This window comes from Bradyrhizobium sp. RDI18 (genome assembly GCF_043203335.1).
Taxonomy (GTDB): domain Bacteria; phylum Pseudomonadota; class Alphaproteobacteria; order Rhizobiales; family Xanthobacteraceae; genus Bradyrhizobium; species Bradyrhizobium retamae.
The window spans coordinates 6,546,697-6,568,941 of the sequence record NZ_JBICRN010000008.1; the positions used below are offsets into that span (position 1 = coordinate 6,546,697).

Consider the following 22,245-nt stretch of genomic DNA (forward strand, 5'->3'; position numbering starts at 1 on the left):
AGTAGCTCGCGTCCGGCGGCGTTCCGCGGCTGGAGATGAGGCCGGAGGCCGTCAGCAGCTCAAGTGCCGCGTCGAGGTCCCCCGGGTCAAAGATGCCACCGCGCCAATCAGCTCGTGGGAGAACTCCCGTCCGATCGCAGAGCCGATCAGCGCCACATCCTTGCCCGAGCCAAGCCGGTCGAGGCGGGCAACCAGCGAGGCCTGCAGCGTCGTCGGTATGGCGAGCTCTGGCAGCGGTCCGTCGAGCAGGTAGCGGTCCGTTGTCTCCCGCAACAGCCCGCTCTCGAGCAGCGCGCTGGTCAGCTCCTCGATGAACAGCGGCACGCCATCCGTGTGCGCAAGGACCTGATCGACGACCGCGTCCGGCAGCGCCTTGCCCTTGGTGACACCGCCAACAATGCCGGCGCTGTCGCGACGGCCGAGGCGGCTCAAGGGCAGCATCGTCACATGCGACTGGCCGACCCACGTTGGCTGGAGCTCCGGCCGGACCGTGACGACCAGCAGCACCGGCAGGTTGGCGGCGCGGGCAACCATTCGATCGAGCAAATCCTGGGATGTCGGATCAATCCAGTGGGCGTCCTCGACCACGATGAGGACGGCGCTCTGCGCCGCTGCGCCGTCGAGCTGATCGAGAAGCGCGGTGAGAGTTAGCTCCCGCTTCTGCTGCGGGCTGATCGCCAACGCCGGGTAGCGCCAGTCCGCCGGCACCCCCAACAGCTCGGCAACCAGCGCCACGTCGCGTAGTACATTTTTCGTCGTCGGCTTGAGCAAGGCCTCCAATTTGTCGAGTTTCACACTGGCGCTGCTCCCCGGTTCGAAGCCCGCGGCCCGCTCGAGCTGTGCGATGAACGGGTAGAGCGGGCTCTGCACATGGTAGGGCGAGCAGAAATATCGAATGCGAGCATGCGGCTCGCCCTCGCGCGCGGCCAGCAGGCTTTCAGCGATACGCGACTTGCCGATGCCGGGCTCGCCCGTGAGCAGCACGACCCGACCCTCGCCGAGCTTGGCTTGATCCCAACGGCGCAGCAGCAGCTCAATCTCTTCCTGCCGGCCAACGAGCGGGGTCAGCGCGCCCGCGCGCCGCACCTCGAAGCGGCTAACGCCGGCCGTCTCGCCGCGCACCTGCCACGCCTCCACCGGTTGCGGCAGCCCCTTCACGTCGATGGCAGCAAGCGCGCGGCAGTCGAACATCCGCCCCGCCAGCCGATGCGTGCTGGCGGCGATCACGACCTCGCCGGGCGCTGCCGCGGCCTGCAGCTGCGCTGCCAAGTTTGGCGCCTCGCCGATCGCAGCGCACTGCTGTGTGTCGCCGGTCCCTGACCGCTCGCCGATGACAACGAGCCCGGTGGCGATGCCAACGCTCACCTGAACCGTCACGCATGGAGACGCTTTCAACGTGCCGATCGTGTCAAGGATGGCGAGGCCCGCACGCATGGCTTGCTCGGCGTCATGCTCGCCAGCAGCGGGGTAGCCAAAATAGACGAGCACGCCATCGCCCAGGTACTGGGCGACAAATCCACCGAAGCGTGAAACAACATCGGCGATCGACTTGTGGAAGGCGGCGATGAGATCGTGCATGTCTTCAGGGTCGAGGCGCGCCGAAAGCGGCATCGACCCGACCATATTGCAAACCATGATCGTCAGCTGTCGCCGCTCGGGGCTTCCGGAGCCGACTGCCACCGCAGACGATGCTTCATCGCCGTCCGCTGCGGGATTGCCGGCGTTCTCGTGGTCTCTCCTCATATTGCCAAAGGGCAACGCCACAATCGATGACCGGTCGGGTTGCGGCAGCGTGGGCTTGGCGACCTCCCTTTCAGCGGACGACCTGCCCGGCGACTCCGTAGCGCGAAGCTCGGCGGCGAGCGATCTGGTCGCTGCATCGGGCTCCGTGTTCAGTTCGCGCCTGAGCAGCGCAACGAGGTCCTGGTAGTGCTTGAGAGCCTCGGCCTTGCGTCCCGTAGCGGCCAGCGCCCGTACCATCAACCGGTGGGCATCCTCGCGCATGTTGTTGAGCGCGACGGCGCGCTGGCCGGCCTTCAGCGCCTGTTCGGCACGGCCGGCGGTCAGATCTTGTTCGCCGAGCCCCATCATGGCGCCAAGGGCAAGATCCAGCAATCTCTCGCGTTCACCAGTCAGCCATTCGTTCCAGCCCTCCTCGCCTACGCTAACGTCGTCGACCAGCCGACCCCGGTAGAGATCGGCTGCCGCGCTCAACGCATCCCGGCTACCGTCACGGACCAGGGCCTCGAACTGGCTGACGTCGCATCGGACGGCCGCCGCATTGAGCGATACGACCTCACCATCGCTCTCCAGAGCGTCCTCGCCGAGCACTTTGCGCAGCCGGAACAAAGCCTGGCGCAGGTTCTGCCTGGCCTGCGCGTCGAAGCGGGAGCCCCACAACAGGCCCGACAGCTTCTCACGCGACTGCGGCCGGGGCGCGTTGCAGGCCAGATAGGCCAACAAGCCTGCAAGCTTCTTGCTCGGCAGGTCGACCACGCCATCCGGTCCGGTCAGCTCAAAGCCTCCCAGCAGCGAAAGACCAAATCTTGGAAAAAGCCCGCCGTCCATTGGCGCACGCGGAATTTGCACGATGAAGCGCCTCCTAGGACGCAATTTCTACGCTTTTCTTGGCCCTCCGAGCAAGATTAACGCCGCTGTCACGCCGAACTGACACCGGCGACGACGGCGGCAGGGCTCAATTGGCGAGGTACCGGGCATCCCGGCCGCAAGAATCGGAGGACCACCATGCGCTCCGTCGGGATCATTGCATCCCTCGGCGCACTATCTAGTAGCGCTGCCAGGGAGGGCTCTACGTGATCGGTTTGGACGGTGTCTCCGCCCAGCAGCTATCCGACACAATCGGCGCGATCTACGACTGCGCGCTCGATCCACATCAGTGGCCAGACACTTGCCGGGAAATTGCCGATCTGTGTGAAAGCACAGCGGGCGGAATATGCGTTCACGATGTGCGGCACGTGCAAAATGATCAGTTATTCGTGTTCGGATACCAGCCGGAATTCCTTGAAAAGCTGGGAAGCCACTATGCACAAAGTCCAATGGCAGCAGCGGATATCGTCTCGAAGATCGGTGACGTTAGTGCTCTCTCTATGATGCGCCTCGAATTGCTGGGAAGCCGTTTTGCTCGAGAAGTGCTAGAGCCGTTCGGACTACTGGACATCATCTGGTTCCCGGCGTTGCGGACTGGCGGTCGCATGGCCTCCATGCATGCCTCACGGAGCGAGAAGGCGCCGCATTACCAACAACTCGAGATCGGCCTGCTCAAGCTTCTTTCCCCGCACGTCTGCCGTGCCCTCGCCATCTCGGATGCGCTCGATATCAGGGCGCTGAGGTCGGAGATGTTGGAAAATACGCTTGATGCACTTGTCACAGGTGTTTTCCTCACGTCACGCGATGGCCGCGTCGTCTATATGAATGCCGCTGCCGAGAGGCAGGTCAAAACCGGCAACTCCATTCGCATCGTGAACAACCGGATTTCTCCCACCGATCCCGCCACGCGCGCTGCGCTGTCGAAGGCCATTGACAAGGCGTCGCGCGACGATATCGACTTGGATACAAGCGAGCATTCCCTTGCGATCCCTGATATCGATGGCGCCGGCTATGTCGCAACCCTCCTTCCGGTCGATCGCGGTCAGCGCAGCGGCATTATCGCGCCGTTTGCAGCATCGGTAGCTGTGTTCACAAAGGATCCTGCTGAGGCGCCGCTGATGCCGGGTGAGGCTTTTGCCAGGCTTTACAGGCTGACCGGCGGCGAACTCCGCGTGCTGCTGGCGCTTACTCAGGGGTTGGGCGCCAAGGAGGCTGCCGACATGCTCGGCATCAGCGAGCCGACCGCGCGCACCCACCTGCAGCACATCTTCTCCAAGACCGACACGACCCGGCAGGCCGATCTTCTGCGCCTGTTGCAGAACTCGACGCCTCAGGTTCGGGCCCCACAGTAGCCGGCTCACTAATTCCTGAAGGCCTGTCTCTTGATCGGCACCGCGTCCTATGGGCGACGGGACCGGCGCAATTGCGATCCGGGCTGGGGCCGATGGGCCCGGGCAGTACGATCGGAAGGCAGCACACAACAGCCTCATTGGTTCCGATGATGCGGCGGCGGCGGTCGATTGCATAACATCAAGCATCGCCAATCCTAGGCACGTGCAACCGAAGGAACCGTCTTGCGCGCACATCCCGTTGTCGCGATCGTCACACTTATCCTGGTCGGGGTCGGGGTGAAGCTCACCTTCTTTTCCGCGCCGACGGCTGCGGCGGACGTACGCTCCACCAAAAGCGCGAGCATCGACGTCCCCGAGATACATCGAGAGATCAAAGATCTTCCGGTGGAGAATTTTTACGACATGACGTTCGTATTTCCAGTGGTGATTGATCGCACGATCTAGCGCCCTTCGAGACGCGGGTGTTGCCTTTCTTCTTAATACTCACACCCCGAGCGGCAAATCGATATTGAGCGGTGAATATTTAAGCGCCTTCTTTTCAAAAAAAATCATCGCGGACAAAAACTGCCTCAGGAGCTTTTCTTGCAAAGTTACAGAAATAAACTTGGTCACGCCGACCATGCCATTGCGCGGCTGCCTTTGACATGGTGGGAGCGCGCCTGCTTCCGGTCAAAGCTGCGCGAGGATATCAGGGACAGATCTGATTTTCTACGCGATGTCGGAATCGACGTGCTTGAAGCGCATGCTGAAGCGTGCCGCTTTTTCTGGCAACCGATCACGCTGAAGCGCCTGCCAATCCTGGATTATGCCCCTGCAACTGCCGCCATCGCGCGGTCAGCCGTCGAGGCCGTTGGTTCCAGATATTGTGCTGACAACGCATTAAATCATCAATCTACCGTGGTGTCCTAATAATGAAAAACACTTCGCACCCTTCGGCCGTACTGCCGCCTCTCGCTCCGTTTCACGTCGAAAAGGAAAGGCGAAGCTTCTTCGCTTTTATCACGTCGGCGCTGCACAGCTCACGGCGCCTTCAGGCGGGTCGAATCCTGCGTCAATACGAACACTTGATCGCGCCTTCCGAGCAATCCGCTCCGCGCCAATCTAGCCAGGATTCCGAAACTCGGGAAATGCTCGTCACCAGCAGGCCGGCTCAACCGAGGTTGCTTGCTCAGCCTTCTGCCCGAAATGATATGAGCTGGCTCGTGGCCGTGGCCGCGGCATTTTTAATCATTCACATCGTCGCCGGGACGATCTGGCTGCGCGCTTCCGTGAATGAGACCACGGCCTCTCAGGCAATATCCTCGTTGTACGACTAGCGAAGCACAACGCAGCTTGCGCGATGGTGCAAGCCGTTGCGCTTCATCATTCGAACTGACCGATGGTCCTGATTCATCCGCGGCATTGCATCGCGCGGGGACTGCGGTCTTGCTGCAGGAGGTCGTTTCCTTGGATAGCCTGATCGCAATCTACATCGCATGGATCGTTGCCCAGACCGGTTTGTCGGCTCCCGATCATCCGCCGATCCACTTCGTGACACCGGCGGAAATGGCAATGCGAGTTGGCTCGCCGGAAAATAGCGGGCTGGAGTTGCAGGCGCTCTACAATCGCAACGAGGGCTCAATTTACCTGCCGCAGGAGTGGCGACCCAATGATCTGCGGCAGAAGAGCGCCCTGCTGCATGAATTGGTGCATCATGTGCAGCGGTTCAACAAGATAGAGTTGCCTTGTCTCGCCGCGCTTGAGCGTCAGGCCTACGACCTACAGATCAAATGGCTGCGCGAACAAGGGGTGGACGATCCTTATGATCTGATCAAGACAAACGAGCTCACCATCTACTTGGTGAGCACTTGTGGTGACGGATCATAGTCACTTATGACAAGAGCTGGTTCTCAACGATTTCGGCAGGGTGAATTGAGTGATCGACCGCGCGCGAGCCGGTGCAACTTCGATTGTCCGGATTTTGCCTGCAATCGCTCCGAACAGCCCTTTGTCGGGCAGAGTTAGGGGCGTTTTACAAATGGCGCAATGATCTGGTAGTGCCCCTGATTTGCCCGACGTGTCAAAATGTTTTCGCGGAGTTCGCTCAAAGCATCCATGCCGGCGGCCACCATGCTACTTTGTATGGGGTTGTTTTCGATATTTTAGCTTGCCGAGCCGTAGCTCGCGGCCGCCAGTCCGTCTTCGCTTTCGTTTCACTCAAGCTACGCCAGACACGCTTCGCCCTGCGGTCTTGGCGTGGCTGCGCCACGCGTAGCCCGAAGGGCGAAGCGTGGTGGGTCCGGCAGGACTCGAACCTGCAACCAGACCGTTATGAGCGGTCTGGATCAGCAGAACGCCCTTGTTTTCTCGGGGTTTTTTACGTCGACAATTTGCGATCTTCTGCGTTCGTTCACGTTCATGCGGGACCCAACCGGGACCCCGACAGGACCCGAAGAACAAAGGAGAACGGCTGATTCCGTCATATGAGATCAACCCGCCATGCCTATGCGTTACAGCCAATGCTCTGAATCTACTTCCGTCTTCGGCGGCATAGCGGACATGGCTGGACTTGCTATTGCCGCGCCCCGGTAGCGAATGTCCGAAGCCGACCTTCGCTTCGATGCATCGTCGAGGAGTGCGGTCGATCACATCGTCGACATACGCCGACACACCCTACAAGCGTTCAACGCTCGGCAACGGCAAGAGGAAAGGATGGACGCAGCGCATGACCTGTCAATATTGACTTCATGCGCTTCGCCGCATCGGTGTACGAGATCAGAGTCCTGGATGCTTTGATAGGAAGTCAAGAACGGCAGCGTTGAAGGCTGCCGGATCACGAACCGGCCCGTCATGGTTGACATTCGGAAGAACGACCAACTGGGCACCCGGCACGCACTTGCCTATCGACTCAGCGATCAGCGTATTGAAGGCTTGCGTCTTCTCCCCGCGCATGACCAGCGTCGGCCGGGCGAAACTTTTCAGCATGTCACAGGTGATAACCGGCGGTGGCGGAGCTGCAAACACCAGCGGCAGGGTCCTCGCATTGTCCAGCACGCGAGTCTGCCGGTCCTGCGGGAAGCGGTCGAACTCGCCGGGCGGGAGTTGGAACGCAGCCTCCTGTAGCAGCTTGGCAGCCTGAACAGCGTCACCTGCCTTCGCCGCTGCGATAACCGGGGCGAGCATTTTGGCGCGGTCCTCGCGCGCCGCTTTCCCTTCCGTGCTGTCTGTCGGCAGCATCGAAGCGACACTCGCCTCATACAGAATGAGGCTGCGGACCAATGAGGGATTCTTCACTGCTGCGGTCGTGGCAACTTGGCCGCCGTAGGACCAGCCGACGAGATGAACAGGTCCCGCATTGAGCGTCCCGATGAACTTGGCAAGATCGCCCGCCAGGGTTGCGACGCTCAAGTTTTTCCCATCGTCGGGCCACGGCCCCGTGCCGAAATATCGCTGCGTGTAGGCGATGAAGTGATACTTCTTGGCGATGCCCTCCCTGACCGACTCCCAAGAGCGAAGGTCGGAGGGTACCCCATGAACGAAGACCACGGGTTCCCCAGAACCTTGCTCTACATATGGCAGCCGAACACCATTGATCTCGACCTCCTTGGCCAATGGGGCAGACGTTGCGCTGGACGGGATTACAAGGCTCAGCAGCAAAGAGGCAAGGACCGATAAGCGGACCATGACTTCCTCCCAATTTTGCTGGCTTCTTTCCCCGGCTGTTCGTCTTGATTCTTTTTCGTCGGGGGTGCGCAACCGTCACCCCGAATCTCGTCTGTATTATGGCCGCGGCGTCGCGTCGAACCGTGCCGGACGTCCGTTGTTGGCACCTTTGAGGCATGCCGACGCACCCTGCGAATGTCCGCTGACCGAGGTAAACCGGAAGCGACCGGCCGGTGGTCAAAAGGCGCTTTTGACCCTGGCTGTGTGAAAACGCGGTGCTGCTGTTATGATTCTCCCGTGATTCTAAGGGGGAATTGATGAGGCGCTTCGTTGAAGAGGCGGATCGTGGGCAATGGACACTATTGCCTGAATGCCTCGATGACTTCATTGACGAGAGCAATCCTGTTCGCGTGATCGATGTGTTTGTCGGTGCGCTCGATTTGGCTGAGATGAGCTTTGAAGGTGTGGAGTCGGCGGCGACTGGTCGGCCCTCGTACCATCCCTCGGTTCTGCTTAAGCTTTACATTTACGGCTACCTAAACCGGGTGCAGTCGAGCCGGCGGCTGGAACGCGAGGCCGGACGCAATGTCGAGGTCATGTGGCTGCTCGGTCGGCTCGCTCCTGATCACAAGACGATCGCGGACTTCCGCAAAGACAATGGCCTGGCGCTACGCAAGGTATGCGCGCGCTTCGTCGAACTCTGCCGTGAGATGGGCCTTCTCACGACGGCGAGCGTCGCCATCGATGGCAGCAAGTTCAAAGCAGTGAACAACCGGGACAAGAACTTCACACGGGCGAAGGTGGAGCGGCGGCGTGCGCAGCTGGAGGAGAGTGTCGCGCGCTATCTGAGCCAACTTGACACGGCCGATAGGCAGGAGCCGACGGAGGTGCTGGCCGCGAAGGTGACGAGGCTCCACGAGAAGCTCACAAAACTGAAGGAGCAGATGGGCAAGCTTGCCGTCTACGAGAGGCAGATGCTTGCGTCACCTGACCAGCAAATCTCGCTGACCGATCCCGACAGCCGTTCGATGGCGACGAGCGGCCGCGGCTCCGGCGTCGTCGGCTACAACGTGCAAGTCGCCGTGGATACCAAGCACCACCTGATTGTGACGCATGAGGTCACGAACAGCGGTTCAGATCGGGCTCAACTGGCCAATATGGCCAAGCAGGCGAAGGCTGTTCTACAGACCGACACGCTCGAGGCCGTTGCCGATCGCGGCTACTTCAGCAGCGCGGAGATCCTCGCCTGCCACGAGGCCGGCATCACAGTAACTCTGCCCAAGCCGCAGACGTCTGGCGCCAAATCGGATGGGCGCTTCGGCAAGCAGGACTTTGTCTATTTGCCGGAGGAGGACGCCTATCGCTGTCCGGCTGGAGAGCAACTGCCATATCGCTTCACTAGCGAGGAAGATGGCAAGCGGATAAGGCGTTACTGGACCAATGCCTGTCAAAATTGTTCGCTCAAGTCCCAGTGCACGACAGGGCTAGAGCGGCGGATTCCACGATGGGAGCATGAGCACCTGCTCGATGCCGTGCAGCAGCGCCTTGATGCGAACCCGCTCGCCATGCGCCAGCGTCGCGAGACGGTCGAGCATCCGTTCGGCACGATGAAGGCCCGCATGGGGGCGACACACTTCCTCACCAAAACGCTTCCAAAAGTAGCCGCCGAGATGGCTCTCTCGGTCCTGGCCTATAATCTGACACGGGTCATGAACATCGTCGGAGCCAAGCCGCTGATGGCTGCAATCGCAGCCTGAGACTGAACCGATCCTGGCCTCTCATCGACTTCCCTGAGAATGGCGTTTTTACACGGCCAAGGCCCAGACCGGAAGTCGGGCTCCACTGCATCAGATGAGATGCCACGGCTCAAAACCCGCTCAACCATTGGCTTACATTTTTTATACCAGCGGCTTATTCTTTGGGTGTGCGAAGATGCCTTCCTGCGATGGGAGGCTACGTGAGGGGCTGGCAACTTGCGCTATCGCTTCGAGGAGTTCGCATTTGACACCGACCGGCGCGAACTGCATCGCGGGGCAGAGGTCGTTTCCATTACACCACAGGTGTTCGATCTGCTCGAATACCTAATCCGAAACAGGGAGCGCGTCGTCAGCAAGGACGATCTCATCTATGCCGTTTGGAATGGGCGCAGCGTTTCGGATGGAGCACTGACTACCCGGCTGAATGCCGCTCGTAGCGCAGTCGGCGACACGGGCGAGAAGCAGTGCTTAATCAAAACATTGCCGAGGAAAGGCTTCCGCTTCGTCGGTGCGGTGCGTGAAGAGGATGGACCTTCTAGTGCCGCCGTCGCCTCGGAAAGCCATGTGGAGTTGTCAAAGCCCGCACTGGCGCTGCCCGACAAGCCCTCGATTGCGGTATTGCCGTTCCAGAACATGAGCGGCGACCCCGAGCAGGAGTATTTCGCGGACGGGATGGTTGAGGAAATCATCACGGCGCTCTCGCGGTTCAAGTGGTTGTTCGTGATCGCTCGCAATTCGAGCTTTACGTTCGAAGGTAAGGCCGTCGATGTAAAGCGGGTCGGACGTGAGCTTGGCGTGCGCTACGTCCTTGAGGGGTCTGTGCGCAAGGCAGCGGGGAAGGTTCGCATCGCAGGCCAGTTGATTGATGCGGTGACGGGCGCGCACATTTGGGCGGACAGGTTCGAGCGTGACCTGACAGACGTTTTCGCTCTGCAAGACGAAGTAACGGTGGCCGTTGTCGGAGCCATTCATCCCAAGCTGCTTCAAACAGAAATTGAGATGGCGGCCGGCCGCCCACCGGAAAACCCGACGGCCTATGATTTGTGGCTAAGGGCCATGCAGAAACAAAGTCTTAGGAGCCGTGAAGGTTTTGCCGAAGTGATACGACTGACGCATCGTGCCTTGGATCTTAACCCTAGTTCTGTTTCTGCCGCCCAGTTGGCGGCTAGCGGCCACCTCAACAACGTTATTCAAGGCTTTTCTACCGATCGTCAATTCGACCGCAACGAGGCAATTCGATTGGCGCGCTTGGCATTGAGCCTCGACGAGAATGACGCGGGAGCGCTGGGCATCGCGGGGTTGGTTAACGCTTTTCTTATCGGCGACCACGAGACCGCCATCGATTTCGTTGATCGTGCGGTCGCGTCCAATCCAAATCTTTTCAGCGCGTGGGACCGTAGAGGATGGGTCTACCTAGTTGGAGGCCGGTTCGAAGAAGCAATCCGGAGCTTTGAACGCGGCATGCGCTTGAGCCCGTTGGACCCCTTTGTTCACACTAATCTTGCTGGCATCGGTTATGCCTTGATCGAACTTCGTCGCTTCGACGAGGCTGTCGCGGTTTCCAAGAAGGCTCTACGTCAGAACTCCTCCGATCCAACAACTTTCCGTGGTTTGGCGTCCGCTTTGGCGCATCTTGGACGGGATGCCGAGGCGCATGATGCGGCGGCACGTGTGCTTGAGATCGATCCGGCCTATACAATATCTGGGCGGCTTTCTCAGAGGCAAACAACCTTAAAGCTGTTGGCGGAGGGCCTTCGCAAAGCCGGGCTGCCCGAGTGAGACCCGCCTGTGCTCGCGGCAAGAGTTGATGGGACAGCACGCAATTCGCTGCGATGCGTGAGTCCGAAATGGCACCTTTGAGACATGCCGACCGACCCTGACGATGTTCGTTTCCAGGGGAAGACCGGAAGTAGTGGGCCGACGGCTAAAGTGACGCGATTGACCCGCAGCCGACATTGGCTGACCGCTAACGCTCTCTCTTACCTCAGCAAGCGGTCAGGCCGAAACGCCCTCATACAGCATCGCCGGATTCAACTCGTGTGACGCGCCACCGCGCGAGATCGGGCTTATTGATCGAGAATATCTCCTCGACGTCGAGACGCATGGTATTGTGGCATTCGCACGCTGCAGCCGCGAGCCGCAATCGGTCGACCTCGATTCGGCCTCGTTGATCAGACCTGATCGCCCCACGCGCGCGCAGATTGCGCATCGAGAGCGTCACCGTCGTTCGTCGTACACCGAGTATTTGCGAAAGCGCCTGCTGGGTGAGTGGGAGTATGTCGTGGTCGATGCGGTCGCGGAGCTGGAGTAGCCAGCGAGCCATGCGGGCTTCGACCGGGTGCAGCGCATTGCAGGCGGAGCCGAGCTGGAACTGTATCAGCATCGCCCTGACGTGATTCTGGACCAAGTTCCGGATCGCTGGACTGCGGTTGAAAGCGGCGTGAAATCGCGACGCAGAGATCCGCGCGGCGATGCCCGCCGCACGGACGACTGCGGTAGCGGCCGACGGTGACGGCCCGAGCACCGAGAGCATGCCTACGGCCCCCTCGCGTCCGACTGCGGCTGTGGCAACCGTCTGTCCGTCCGCCATGTCGATCATCAACGAGATGGCCCCGCCATGAGGGAAGAAGACGTACTCTATCGGCTCACCCGCGCGCGAAAGGACCGCGTCCTGATCCAGCGCGACCATCGCTAGCTCGGGCCTCAGAAAATCAAGGTCCGTCGCCGGCAGCGCTGCAAGAAGGCCGTTAGAAATTCCGCCGGATGCCGTCACCGCAGGGAACCAGCGGTGAGGCATCCGCAGCCTGCTCCATTTGGAGCGTTACACGACATCGCGTAGAGCCTAAAGAGCGCGTGCAATTAATGCCGCCACCCGCCTCTGGAAGCTGCCGATCTGTCTGAACGCATCCTGCCGCTCTGATCCCTCAGGAAGGCGTTGCGCGGCTTCCCATAAGCTCGCTAACAACCTCGTCATGTCTTTCAATTCATCGGCCTCGGACATTCCAACTGTGTGTCGGCTCAACGTTAAGTCCTCATTGTACGAACGGACAAATGTGCGTGCGGGCGGCGGCCGCGCGGCGAGTAAAGGAAGAGAGTAAGTGCAAATAGCAGTGTCGATGCAGTTGCCGCGCGGAAGGACGGACGCAGCAAAAGGTGCTCTCTTCACAAACGTCGCGTAGCACCGATAGCCATCTCCTACTTATGTTGAATACGACGATCACCCAGCGGTTGCGGCATACATTCAAGGGAGTTCCGTGCGTCATTGGGAATAGCTGTCCTTTCTGACGCGTTTCGCCAAAAAGCGATAGCACGTATGAAAGAGTCGCAGCTCAATCCGCAAGTCGTCGCTGATCTCGCGCCTGCCGGTCCGCATATGACGGGAGCATGCCGCCGTCTACGTTGGCCTGATTTGATGCTGATGCGGAGGTGCCAAGGTAACGCTAGTGGGACAGCGCGCAGAGCGGGCCGTTCGCCCGGCAGATTTATAGTTTCGCGGCCTAGATTGCTCGAATGCTGCGAGTACGGATGGCTGGCTTGGTAGTCTCGGGGGTGCCGACGACGCGCTTGGTCGTCTCCCTCTTGCGAGTGATCGCCCCGGACGCTTCCTTCATGTAATCGGGATGGTGATGACCGTAGGTGTCGATCAGAACCCTCACCGACATGCCGAGATAACCAGACGCTTCCCATGGGGCAGTGCCAAGCTGCATGAGACAGGTCGCTGCCGTATGGCGTAGCGTGTGCGGCGTGACGTTGCCGTCCGAGAGGTCGAGCTTCGCCACCTCCAACCCCGCGCGAAGCCGTTCTTCACCGACTTGACGCCAGCGCCCTGCCACTCGACGAAGTGGTTGGCGATGATCTTCTTGTCGTACCAGCGCCGCATGTGGACCAGCAGACGTACGGCAGCAGCACGGTGGGCTGACGCTTGTTCATAGCGCGCCGTGGGGCCATGGGCGTTTTACGAATTGCGTGACGATGCAATCGTGCTGCTGATTTGCCCGACGTGTCAAAATGTTTTCGCAGAATTCGCTCAAGGCATTCATGCCCGCGACCATCTGCTACTTTGCATGGGGTTGTTTTCGATATTTTGGTTGGGAGCGAACCCGGTCCGCCTTCGCCAACGCTCCGGCGCGACAGCCCTTCGCTCGCCTCGCCGGGTGCTTGTGGCCCGGGCTTGCCGAGCCGAAGCTGCTGCTGCTCGCGAAGCGTGGTGGGCCCGGCAGGACTCGAACCTGCAACCAGACCGTTATGAGCGGCCGGCTCTAACCATTGAGCTACAGGCCCCGCCGCGGAGCGGCCGCGGGAGGCGGCCGGCAACGGTGCCGCCATCGTTTACAGGCATGACAGCGATACGGCAATGCCGACCTTCCGGGCCGAAAACGCGCTTTCACAAGCGCTCGGGCTTGCCTACAACCTCCCGTGCATCATCGTCACCGAACGTTTGAGGCCAACAATGAAACTCGCTGGGATTGCCTGCGCCGGCCTGCTGTTGCTTGCGGGCAGCGCCGGGGCACAGGAGGGAGGCAAGGCCATTACCAAGAGCACAATCAGCCTGGGAACCGCAACGCCAGGAGGTGGCTTCCCGGTCTATGGCAATGCCTTTGCGGAAGTGATGAATGCCGCCGATCCGGCGCTGTCGATCGAGCCGCGCAACACCAAGGGCTCCAACGAAAACATCCCGCTGCTGGAAGCCGGCCAGCTCGATATCGCGCTGGTCGCGGGGGAGCCGGCCTACGAAGCTTTCATGGGCATCGGGCGGCCGGCGACGAAGTTGAAAATCCTGACCGCGATGTATTCCAGCCCCGGCATGTTCGTTGTGCGGGCGGACAGTCCCTACAAGACGATCAGGGATCTGGTCGGCCAGCCGGTCGCGTTCGGCGCGAAGGGCTCGGGCCTGCCGATCCTGTCGCGCTATATCCTCGACGGCATCGGGCTGAAGCAGGACGAGGACTTCAAGTCGATCTATCTCGACCGCACCGGCGATGGCCCCGCCATGGTCCAGGATGGCCGTGCTGCCGCGCTGTGGGGCGCGGGCGTCGGCTGGCCCGGCTTTGCCGCGATGGTGCAAGCTCCCGGCGGCGCGCGATTTATCGCACCCGACGCCGGCGAGATCGCGCGCGTCCGCGCCAAGCACACGTTCCTTAAACCGCTGACGGTGCCCGCCAACAGCTATCCGAACCAGCCGACCGCGATCGATTCCATAGGCTCCTGGAGTTTTGTGCTGGCGCGTGAAAGCCTGCCCGACGACGTCGCCTACCGGTTGGCGCGCACGCTTCACGGGCAGGAGGCCGCGCTGTGCAAGAAGCTGCCGCAGGCCTGTGAGACCACGGCCGCGAACACGGTTGCAGCGGCGCCGAACGCGGGACTGATTCATCCCGGAGTAATGAAGTATTTCAGGGAGGCGGGGGTGGTGAAATAGGCCGTGCCTGTTTCCACATGTCGTCCCGGCGAACGCCGGGACCCAACCACCAATCGTTGTAGTTGCATCAGGCAATCGGCCCCAGCTTACGCAACAACCGACGCCCGTGGTTATGGGTCCTGCTTTCGCAGGGACGACGGAAGATCACTTCTTCGCCATCGCGCACGCCGGATCGGGCGGGCCGAACGCTTCATCGCCGGGGATCTTGGCGAGGATCTGATAGTAGTCCCACGGGTATTTCGATTCATCCGGCTTCTTGACCTGCACCAGCCACAGGTCGTGGACCATCAGATTGTCCTCGCGCAGTTTGCCGTTGCGGGAGAAGAAATCCTCGATCGGCTTTTCGCGCATCTTCGCCGCTACCTTCAGCGGCTCGTCGGTGCCGGCTTCCTTGATGGCGTTGAGATAGCTCATGACCGATGAATAGACGCCGGCCTGCCACATCGTCGGCATCCGGTTCATCTTGGCGAAGTAGCGCTTCGACCATTCGCGGGTCTTGTCGTCCATGTCCCAATAGAACGACGTCGTCAGCAACAGCCCCTGCGCTGCCGGTAACCCAAGCGAATGGATGTCGGTGATCAACGCGAGCAGCGCGGCCATCTGCTGGCCGCCCTTGAACACGCCGAACTCGGCGCCGGTCTTGATCTCGTTCATGTTGTTCGGAGGACCGGCGGCAATGCCGATGATCTTGGCTTTTGAGGCCTGGGCCTGCAGCACGAAGGATGACAGATCAGGCGTGGCAAGCGGCGGGCGCACCGAGCCCAGCACCTTGCCGCCATTGGCTGTGACGACGGTGGAAGCGTCGCGCTCCAGCGAGTGACCGAACGCGTAGTCGTCGGTGATGAAGAACCAGCTATCGCCGCCGCGCTTCACCACCGCCTGCGCGGTGCCGACCGCCAGCGCGCGGGTATCGAACACCCATTGTATCGCATGTGGCGAACAGAACTTGCCGTGGAAGTCTGCGGTGCCGGTCGAGTGCACGATCAACAGCTTCTTCTTTTCGTTGGTGATGTTTTGCACCGCAAGCCCGACCGCGGAAACCGGAACGTCGAGGATCACGTCGACCTGATCCACGTCATACCAGCGCCGCGCAATACCGCCGCCGATATCCGGCTTCAACTGGTGATCGCCGACGATGATGCTGATCGGTTTGCCCAGCACCTTGCCGCCGAAATCGTCGATCGCCATCTGCGCGGCAGTGACCGAGCCCTGGCCGGTCGCCGTTGCCGCCGGGCCATTCATGTCGGTGAGAACGCCGAGCTTGACGACGTCGTCCGAGATTTGAGCGAGCGCGGCGGTCGATGCCAGCAGCGCGGCCATGAGCACGGCAAGCCTGGATAGTTTCCTGGCGAACATCCTGTCTTCTCCCTGGGAATCAGCACATTGGCCGTTTGTGTTTTCAGGCGGTTGGTTCCGCCAATTGGTCTCATTTGCAACTATTTCGCGCCGACGTCAACGTGGGTCGGATGGGCTAAACCATGCGCGCCGTATCCGGTTCTATTTATTTTCCTCCCGATTCAGGGCATAGGCGAGCGCCAATGACCTCGAACCAGCGCTTGCCGATTTCGCTAACGCCGCTCGATGTGGCGCTTGCCGCGTTGCTGGAGGGCGTGGATCCGGTCGCGCCGGTGGAACTGGCATTGGCGGAAGCGCTGCGCTGTATTGCCGCGGATATCCCGGGGCTCGATGCGCACCCGCCGCGCGATATCGCTGCCGCGGACGGCTATGCATTCCGTGCGCGCGACCTTGTCGGCGCATCCTCCTATTCGCCGCTGCCATTAGCGGCGGCGCCGGTGTGGGTCGAGGCCGGCGAGATCATTCCTGACAATTGCGACTGCGTGCTGGATTCCGATTCCGTCGAGATGTCCGGTCCGCTCGTGCAGGTGTTGGCGGAGGCGATCCCGGGGCAGGGCGTGCGCCGGGCCGGGAGCGATATCGCAGCGGGCAGCCGTCTCGTTGAAGCCGGCCGGCGCGTGCTGCCGCGCCATCTCCTGATCGCCCGCGCCGCAGGAATGGCGCGATTGAGCGTGCGCCGCCCACGCCTGCGCATCGTCAATACTCCCGGCGGCACGGTAACCACGGATCTGGTCGCCGAGAGCGCGCGGGCCGCGGGCGGTGAGGTTGTCTTGGTCGCGGCTGCAGGTCGCGATGCCGCATCGATTACCGCGGCGATCGATGACGGTAAGTGCGATCTGCTGCTGATCGTCGGCGGCTCCGGTGTCGGCCGCACCGACATGGCGGTGACGGCATTGGGCGCGCGCGGGAAGATTCTCGCACATGGCATTGCCCTGCAACCAGGCCGCACTTCGGCCGTTGGTCGTGTAGGCAAGACGCCGGTCGTGGTGTTGCCAGGCGCGCCCGACCAGGCCTTGGCGGCGTGGTGGACGCTGGCGCTTCCCGCGCTCGATCGTTTGTCGGGCCGCCGGCGGCGCAGCACGCTCAATCTGCCGCTGGCGCGCAAGATTGCTTCAAGCGTCGGTATTGCCGAGATCGTGCTGCTGGAACGAAAGCAGGATGCCTGGGTCCCGCTGGCGGTAGGCGAATTGTCGCTCGATGCGATTGCGCGCGCCGAGGCCTGGCTCGCAGTGCCTGCCGGCTCGGAAGGATTTGCGGCGGGTACGCCGGTCGATGCCTATATGCTGCGGGAGTGATATGGGTTCGGGAATGACGAATACGCCCTCGCCGAAAGGCGGCGACAATATCGGTCAGGATCAATTCCTGACCATCCTGTCGCGTGAGGATGCGTTGGCGCGGTTTGAAGCCGCGCTGTTTCCGCGTGCGGTCGCGAGCGAGAAACGCTCGCTTGCGGACGCGCTCGGCTGCGCGCTCGCCGAGGACGTCGTGGCGCCGATCGATGTGCCGCCATTCGATCGCTCCAATGTCGATGGCTTTGCGGTGCGTTCTGCCGACCTTGCTTCCGCCGGCGAGGCTTCACCGGTGCGCGTGATGCTGAACGACGAAGTGATCGCGTGCGGCATCGCGCCGACGCGGCCGGTCTTGTCGGGAACAGCCACGCCGATCGCGACGGGCGGTCCGGTGCCGCGCGGGGCGGACGCCGTCGTCATGGTCGAGCATACCCAGCCGGCGGGACATCGTGCGATCGACATCCGCCGCGCCGCTTCGCCCGGGCAATTCGTATCCTATGCCGGCTCCGATATCGCCCGTGGCGAGGCGCTGCTGCGCGCCGGGACCATCATCGGCTCGCGCGAGATCGGGATGCTGGCGGCCTGCGGCATCGCGGAGGTAACCGTCGCGCGGCGACCGCGCGTTGCGATCATTTCCACCGGCGATGAACTGGTGCAGCCTGGCCGTTCCCTGCGGCCGGCCGCGATCTACGACACCAATGGAGCGATCGTCACCGCGGCGATCACGGAGAATGGCGGCGAGGCCAGGTTTCTCGGCGCCATCGCCGATGATGAGGCGCAACTCGAATCCGCGATGCGCGATGCGCTCGCGAGCAGCGACATGCTGGTGCTGTCAGGCGGCACGTCCAAGGGCGCGGGCGACGTGTCCCACCGCATCATCGGCCGGCTCGGCAAGCCCGGCATCATCGCCCATGGCGTGGCGCTGAAGCCAGGCAAGCCGCTGTGCCTTGCGGTATGCGACGGCAAGCCTGTCATCATCCTGCCGGGATTTCCGACCTCGGCGATGTTCACCTTCCACGACATGATCGTGCCGGTGTTGCGGCGGATGGCCGGCCTGCCGCCGCGCTCGGACGCCAAGGTGGCCGCGCGTGTTCCCGTGCGGATCGCGTCCGAACTCGGCCGCGCCGAATTCGTCATGGTGTCGCTGGTTGAAGGCGCGGATGGGTTGATCGCGTATCCTACAGGCAAGGGCTCCGGCGCCATCACCTCCTTTGCCCAGGCCGACGGCTTTCTGCGCATCGATGCGCTGGCGGACCAGATGCCGGCGGGCAGCGAGGCCGAGGTGACGCTGTTCACGCCGCATGTGCGTGTGCCCGATCTCGTCATCGTGGGCAGCCACTGCACCGGGCTCGATCTCGTTACGGCGCCGCTGGCACATGCCGGGCTCACCGTGCGCTCGATCGCCGTCGGAAGCCTCGGTGGGCTCTCGGCCGCCAAGCGCGGCGAATGTGATTTTGCCCCGATCCATTTGTTCGACGAGAAGACCGGGACTTACAACACGCCGTATCTCAGCGACGGGCTCGAACTGGTGCCGGGTTGGCGTCGCATGCAAGGCATCGTCTTCCGCAAAGGTGACAAGCGCTTCGAAAGCCTGAGCGCGGAGGAGGCGGTGCGCGCCGCGCTGGCCGACCCCGCCTGCATCATGGTCAATCGCAACCAGGGCGCCGGCACGCGCATCCTGGTCGACCGGCTGCTCGGCGGTGCGCGCCCGGACGGCTACTGGAATCAGCCGCGCTCGCACAATGCGGTGGCTGCAGCCGTCGCGCAGGACCGTGCCGATTGGGGCATGACCATTGCGCCGGTCGCGCATGCGTCAAACCTGGGTTTCATTCCCTTTGCCGAAGAGCATTATGACTTTGCGCTGGTAAAGGCGCGGAAGCAGAGGCCGGCGGTGCAGGCCTTTCTCAACGCGCTGGCCTCGGACGGGGCGCGTGCGGCACTGCTGCAGGCAGGTTTCCGGCCGGCCTGAAGCGTTCGCGAAGCAGCTCGGGTAGGGATGGGAATGGCAAGACCGCTATCGATTGCGATCGTCGGCGCCGGCATCCAGATTGGCTGCAATGCGATGAAGGTGTTTGCGCGCCCTGGGGCTGGAGGCGACGCTGCGCGCGCAATCCTGTGCCGCTGGCGGTGTAGTTTCTCTTTGATTTGAGCACGATCTTTTCGGAAAACCGATTCCTACTTTTCCGGATCATGCTCTAACCCTGAACGCGCAACAGCTCGCTTATGATCCGTGGCTTCATCCAGCCGACGTTGTCCATGATCTCCCTGCGCAGCGCGTCCTGCTCGGCCTCGTATTGCTCTCGCGTGATGCCTTGGCCACCCATCGCGGTAACTCCGAACGCTTCGAGCGCGAGATCATGGCGCTGCTTCCATTCGATCACGCGCTTGGTCATGACCTCCGTAACCGCGGGGACCGTGCCGGGATGACCTGCGATGTCACAGAGCTCCTTGGTGCGTACGTCCGCCGCCAACATCAATACGTTCCAGTCATCGTATCCGATGAGGTTCATCTGGGCATATAGAAACGCACCATGCTCGCCGTCCCAGATTGTGTGGTCGATGACCAGGAATGGCGCGGCGCGGCAATAGCCGTAGCGCGTGGTCATTTCACGGTTGAAAGCCTCGGTGCGCTCATCCAGCCGCTTCTTGGCCGCGGCAAAGAGGGCGATATAATCCTGTGCCGTGGGCAGGATATTGCGCGCATCATCCGGAGCAAAACCGACTTCCTGCAGAAACTTGCCGATCTTTGGATCGTCCCAGAGTTCCTTGGGGAAGACGCGGGTCACACCATCTGCGTCCGGTGTCGGACGCATCGTCTCCTTAAATTCGGAAAGGCTTGGTTGCTTGGTGCCGAAAGTCGTCCTGCGTCCGAACATTGCCACGGCCTCGCGTTGGATCCGCCGCGGCAACGTTATCGGCAAGCATATTAAATCGCATTTAACCTGAATCTGAAATCACGATCGATTTCGTCAATGTCCAGGTAGCTTGGTGGATTGCTGCGAGCCTTTTCACGGTCGCCTCCGCGAAGGGCAGGACAGCGCTGCTGGCGCATAGATGGCGTGTGTCCCGGACGCGGTGCAGCGTGGAACGCTCCTCCGCAGCGCCGGTATTCACTCTTCACCGAGAGGCATGGGCCCCGGCTCAGCAGCGCAGCATTGCATGCTGCGCTGCGTCCGGGGCACGAAGGCTAACCGCCATCTAGCGCCGCCAGCCGTTCTGCTTCCGCGATGTCGTCCATGGTGTTGGCATTGAAGAAAGGATCGAGCGGCGTGACCGGCCATGTCACCGTGGCGAGCCTGTAGCGCGCGGTCCAGCGGTCGATCTTCCTGATGTCCTCGACGACCAGCGCGTGGCGAAGTTGTTCGCGCAAGCCGACGCTCCATAATCCGATCACCGGATGCGACTGGCCATCGGAGGCGGCAACGGCCAACTCGGCATTCTCCGCTTCCACCGCGTCATACAGCCTGGAGACCAGATCGCGTGGCAGGAATGGGCAGTCGGCCGCGGCGCTCAATACAAACTCCACGTCAGGCCGGTTGGCCGCAGCCCAGTCGAGTGCGGCCAGAATGCCGGCGAGCGGGCCAGGAAAATCGGCGACGCTGTCGGCAATGACGGGAAGGCCGAACGCTGCGAAACGCGCTGGGTCACCATTGGCGTTGAGGATCAGGCCGTCGCATTGCGGCGCAAGGCGCGTGATCACGCGATCGAGGATGGTGCGGCCGGCGATCGTGCGCATCGGCTTGTCGCCGCCACCCATCCGCCGCGCCAATCCGCCGGCGAGGAGGACGCCCGGAATTTTACTCGTCACGCTCTTCGCCCTTGCGCTTGTGCCGCGCGGATTCTTCCTCGACATAGTCGAGGTCCTGGTCGAACACGATCCGCTCCTGTCCTGACAGCGCAATGAAGCGCTTGCCGCGCGTGCGGCCAACCAGCGTCAACCCGACCTGCCGCGCCAGTTCGACGCCCCATGCGGTGAAGCCGGAGCGCGAAACCAGAATGGGAATGCCCATCCGCACCGTCTTGATCACCATCTCCGAGGTGAGCCGGCCCGTGGTGTAGAGGATCTTGTCGGCGGGATCGACGCCGTGCCGATAGATCCAGCCGGCGATCTTGTCGACGGCGTTATGGCGGCCGACGTCCTCGGTGTAGCAGACGGGCGTGCCTTCCTTGCATAGCACGCAGCCATGGATCGCGCCGGCCTCCAGATAGAGCGAGGGCATGGTGTTGATCGTGCGCGTCATCTCGTAGAGCCACGACGTACGAAGCTCAGCCTGCGGCAGCGCCACGCTTTCCACCGCTTCAAGCAGGTCGCCGAACGCAGTGCCCTGCGCACAGCCGGAAGTCTGCGTGCGTTTCTTCAGCTTGGCTTCGAAGTTGGTGTGATGTTCGGTGCGCACCACCACCACCTGGAGGTCGTCGTCATACTCGACCTCGGAGACGACGTCGTCATATTTCAGCATGTTCTGGTTCAGGAGATAGCCGAGCGCCAGATATTCCGGATAGTCGCCGATCGTCATCATGGTGACGATCTCCTGCGCGTTCAGGTACAGCGTCAGGGGCCGTTCCACCGGCACCCGAATTTCGACGGCCGCGCCCGTCTGATCGGTCCCGGCAACGCGTTCGGTCAGCCGCGGATCCTCGGGATTCGGCACGATCAGGGGGGCAGGGACTTTTTCCATCTTCATCATGGGACGCAGGTTAGCATGACTTTGTCTCCGGGCTGATATAAGGACCGGAGTTAACAAGTCACGGTCTACCCGTCATGGCCGGGCTTGTCCCGGCCATCCACGCCTAATCTTGCTGCGATAGCGTCAAGACGTGGATGC

Annotated in this window: 18 protein-coding genes and 1 tRNA gene; 10 read left to right on the forward strand and 9 right to left on the reverse strand. The window is 61.8% G+C overall.

The features are described 5' to 3' along the window. Positions 1-51: 51 nt before the first annotated feature. Entirely contained in the window at positions 52-2,496 is a 2,445-nt protein-coding gene (locus ACFXS9_RS40635) for a BTAD domain-containing putative transcriptional regulator (protein ID WP_392699042.1), read from the reverse strand. 317 nt (positions 2,497-2,813) lie between these two features. Here ACFXS9_RS40635 and ACFXS9_RS40640 point away from each other — a divergent pair, with 317 nt between their 5' ends. The 5 genes from ACFXS9_RS40640 to ACFXS9_RS40660 all read left to right on the forward strand — a co-directional run bounded on the left by ACFXS9_RS40640 (position 2,814) and on the right by ACFXS9_RS40660 (position 5,825). After that, positions 2,814-3,959 carry a helix-turn-helix transcriptional regulator gene (locus tag ACFXS9_RS40640; RefSeq protein ID WP_392699043.1) on the forward strand — a complete coding sequence of 382 codons (1,146 nt, stop codon included), beginning with the start codon at positions 2,814-2,816 and terminating at the stop codon, positions 3,957-3,959. 222 nt (positions 3,960-4,181) lie between these two features. Further along, positions 4,182-4,403 (forward strand): hypothetical protein, encoded by a 222-nt coding sequence (locus ACFXS9_RS40645; RefSeq protein ID WP_392699045.1) that lies wholly within the window; start codon positions 4,182-4,184, stop codon positions 4,401-4,403. 138 nt (positions 4,404-4,541) lie between these two features. Beyond that, complete coding sequence (locus ACFXS9_RS40650) at positions 4,542-4,868, forward strand: hypothetical protein (RefSeq protein WP_392699047.1); 327 nt, start codon at positions 4,542-4,544, stop codon at positions 4,866-4,868. 2 nt (positions 4,869-4,870) lie between these two features. Continuing rightward, positions 4,871-5,275, forward strand: a complete 405-nt coding sequence (locus ACFXS9_RS40655; RefSeq protein WP_392699048.1) for a hypothetical protein — start codon at positions 4,871-4,873, stop codon at positions 5,273-5,275. 109 nt (positions 5,276-5,384) lie between these two features. Then, the gene (locus ACFXS9_RS40660) at positions 5,385-5,825 is read left to right on the forward strand and encodes a DUF6647 family protein (protein WP_392699050.1); all 441 of its coding nucleotides are present in this window, start codon (positions 5,385-5,387) and stop codon (positions 5,823-5,825) included. An 888-nt stretch (positions 5,826-6,713) separates the two neighbouring features. On the opposite strand, the gene ACFXS9_RS40665 is transcribed toward ACFXS9_RS40660, so the two are convergent. Further along, complete coding sequence (locus ACFXS9_RS40665) at positions 6,714-7,694, reverse strand: alpha/beta fold hydrolase (protein ID WP_392699051.1); 981 nt, start codon at positions 7,692-7,694, stop codon at positions 6,714-6,716. Positions 7,695-7,918: 224 nt separating this feature from the next. Between ACFXS9_RS40665 and ACFXS9_RS40670 the strand changes: the two genes are divergently transcribed. Together ACFXS9_RS40670 and ACFXS9_RS40675 are read left to right on the forward strand one after the other, a co-directional pair. Beyond that, complete coding sequence (locus ACFXS9_RS40670; RefSeq protein WP_392699053.1) at positions 7,919-9,358, forward strand: IS1182 family transposase; 1,440 nt, start codon at positions 7,919-7,921, stop codon at positions 9,356-9,358. A gap of 216 nt (positions 9,359-9,574) precedes the next feature. Further along, positions 9,575-11,137: a winged helix-turn-helix domain-containing tetratricopeptide repeat protein gene (locus ACFXS9_RS40675; protein WP_392699055.1), complete on the forward strand. Its 1,563-nt coding sequence runs from the start codon at positions 9,575-9,577 to the stop codon at positions 11,135-11,137. 232 nt (positions 11,138-11,369) lie between these two features. On the opposite strand, the gene ACFXS9_RS40680 is transcribed toward ACFXS9_RS40675, so the two are convergent. The 3 genes from ACFXS9_RS40680 to ACFXS9_RS40690 form a co-directional block, all read right to left on the reverse strand. Continuing rightward, on the reverse strand, positions 11,370-12,155 hold the full coding sequence (locus ACFXS9_RS40680; RefSeq protein WP_392699056.1) for a Crp/Fnr family transcriptional regulator: 786 nt from the start codon (positions 12,153-12,155) through the stop codon (positions 11,370-11,372). A 700-nt stretch (positions 12,156-12,855) separates the two neighbouring features. Further along, the gene (locus ACFXS9_RS40685; protein WP_392699057.1) at positions 12,856-13,137 is read right to left on the reverse strand and encodes a hypothetical protein; all 282 of its coding nucleotides are present in this window, start codon (positions 13,135-13,137) and stop codon (positions 12,856-12,858) included. A gap of 426 nt (positions 13,138-13,563) precedes the next feature. Beyond that, positions 13,564-13,639 (reverse strand) — tRNA-Ile (locus ACFXS9_RS40690). Positions 13,640-13,808: 169 nt separating this feature from the next. On the opposite strand from ACFXS9_RS40690, the gene ACFXS9_RS40695 reads away from it, so the two are divergent. Beyond that, on the forward strand, positions 13,809-14,774 hold the full coding sequence (locus ACFXS9_RS40695; RefSeq protein WP_392699058.1) for a TAXI family TRAP transporter solute-binding subunit: 966 nt from the start codon (positions 13,809-13,811) through the stop codon (positions 14,772-14,774). Positions 14,775-14,918: 144 nt separating this feature from the next. Here ACFXS9_RS40695 and ACFXS9_RS40700 read toward each other — a convergent pair whose 3' ends face one another. Continuing rightward, positions 14,919-16,130, reverse strand: coding sequence for an ABC transporter substrate-binding protein (locus tag ACFXS9_RS40700; RefSeq protein ID WP_392699059.1), 1,212 nt, complete (start codon positions 16,128-16,130; stop codon positions 14,919-14,921). A gap of 182 nt (positions 16,131-16,312) precedes the next feature. On the opposite strand from ACFXS9_RS40700, the gene ACFXS9_RS40705 reads away from it, so the two are divergent. Beyond that, positions 16,313-17,425 (forward strand): molybdopterin-binding protein, encoded by a 1,113-nt coding sequence (locus ACFXS9_RS40705; protein ID WP_392699060.1) that lies wholly within the window; start codon positions 16,313-16,315, stop codon positions 17,423-17,425. Position 17,426: 1 nt separating this feature from the next. Continuing rightward, positions 17,427-19,388, forward strand: coding sequence for a molybdopterin biosynthesis protein (locus ACFXS9_RS40710; protein ID WP_392699061.1), 1,962 nt, complete (start codon positions 17,427-17,429; stop codon positions 19,386-19,388). Positions 19,389-19,614: 226 nt separating this feature from the next. Here the strand turns inward: ACFXS9_RS40710 and ACFXS9_RS40715 are convergent, their stop codons facing one another. The 3 genes from ACFXS9_RS40715 to fdhD form a co-directional block, all read right to left on the reverse strand. After that, positions 19,615-20,232, reverse strand: coding sequence for a hypothetical protein (locus tag ACFXS9_RS40715; RefSeq protein WP_392699063.1), 618 nt, complete (start codon positions 20,230-20,232; stop codon positions 19,615-19,617). Between the two features lie 374 nt (positions 20,233-20,606). Beyond that, positions 20,607-21,272, reverse strand: a complete 666-nt coding sequence (gene mobA / locus ACFXS9_RS40720) for a molybdenum cofactor guanylyltransferase MobA (RefSeq protein ID WP_392699065.1) — start codon at positions 21,270-21,272, stop codon at positions 20,607-20,609. After that, positions 21,217-22,107 carry a formate dehydrogenase accessory sulfurtransferase FdhD gene (gene fdhD / locus ACFXS9_RS40725; protein ID WP_392699067.1) on the reverse strand — a complete coding sequence of 297 codons (891 nt, stop codon included), beginning with the start codon at positions 22,105-22,107 and terminating at the stop codon, positions 21,217-21,219. Before fdhD ends, mobA begins: the two co-directional genes overlap by 56 nt. Positions 22,108-22,245: the final 138 nt, after the last annotated feature.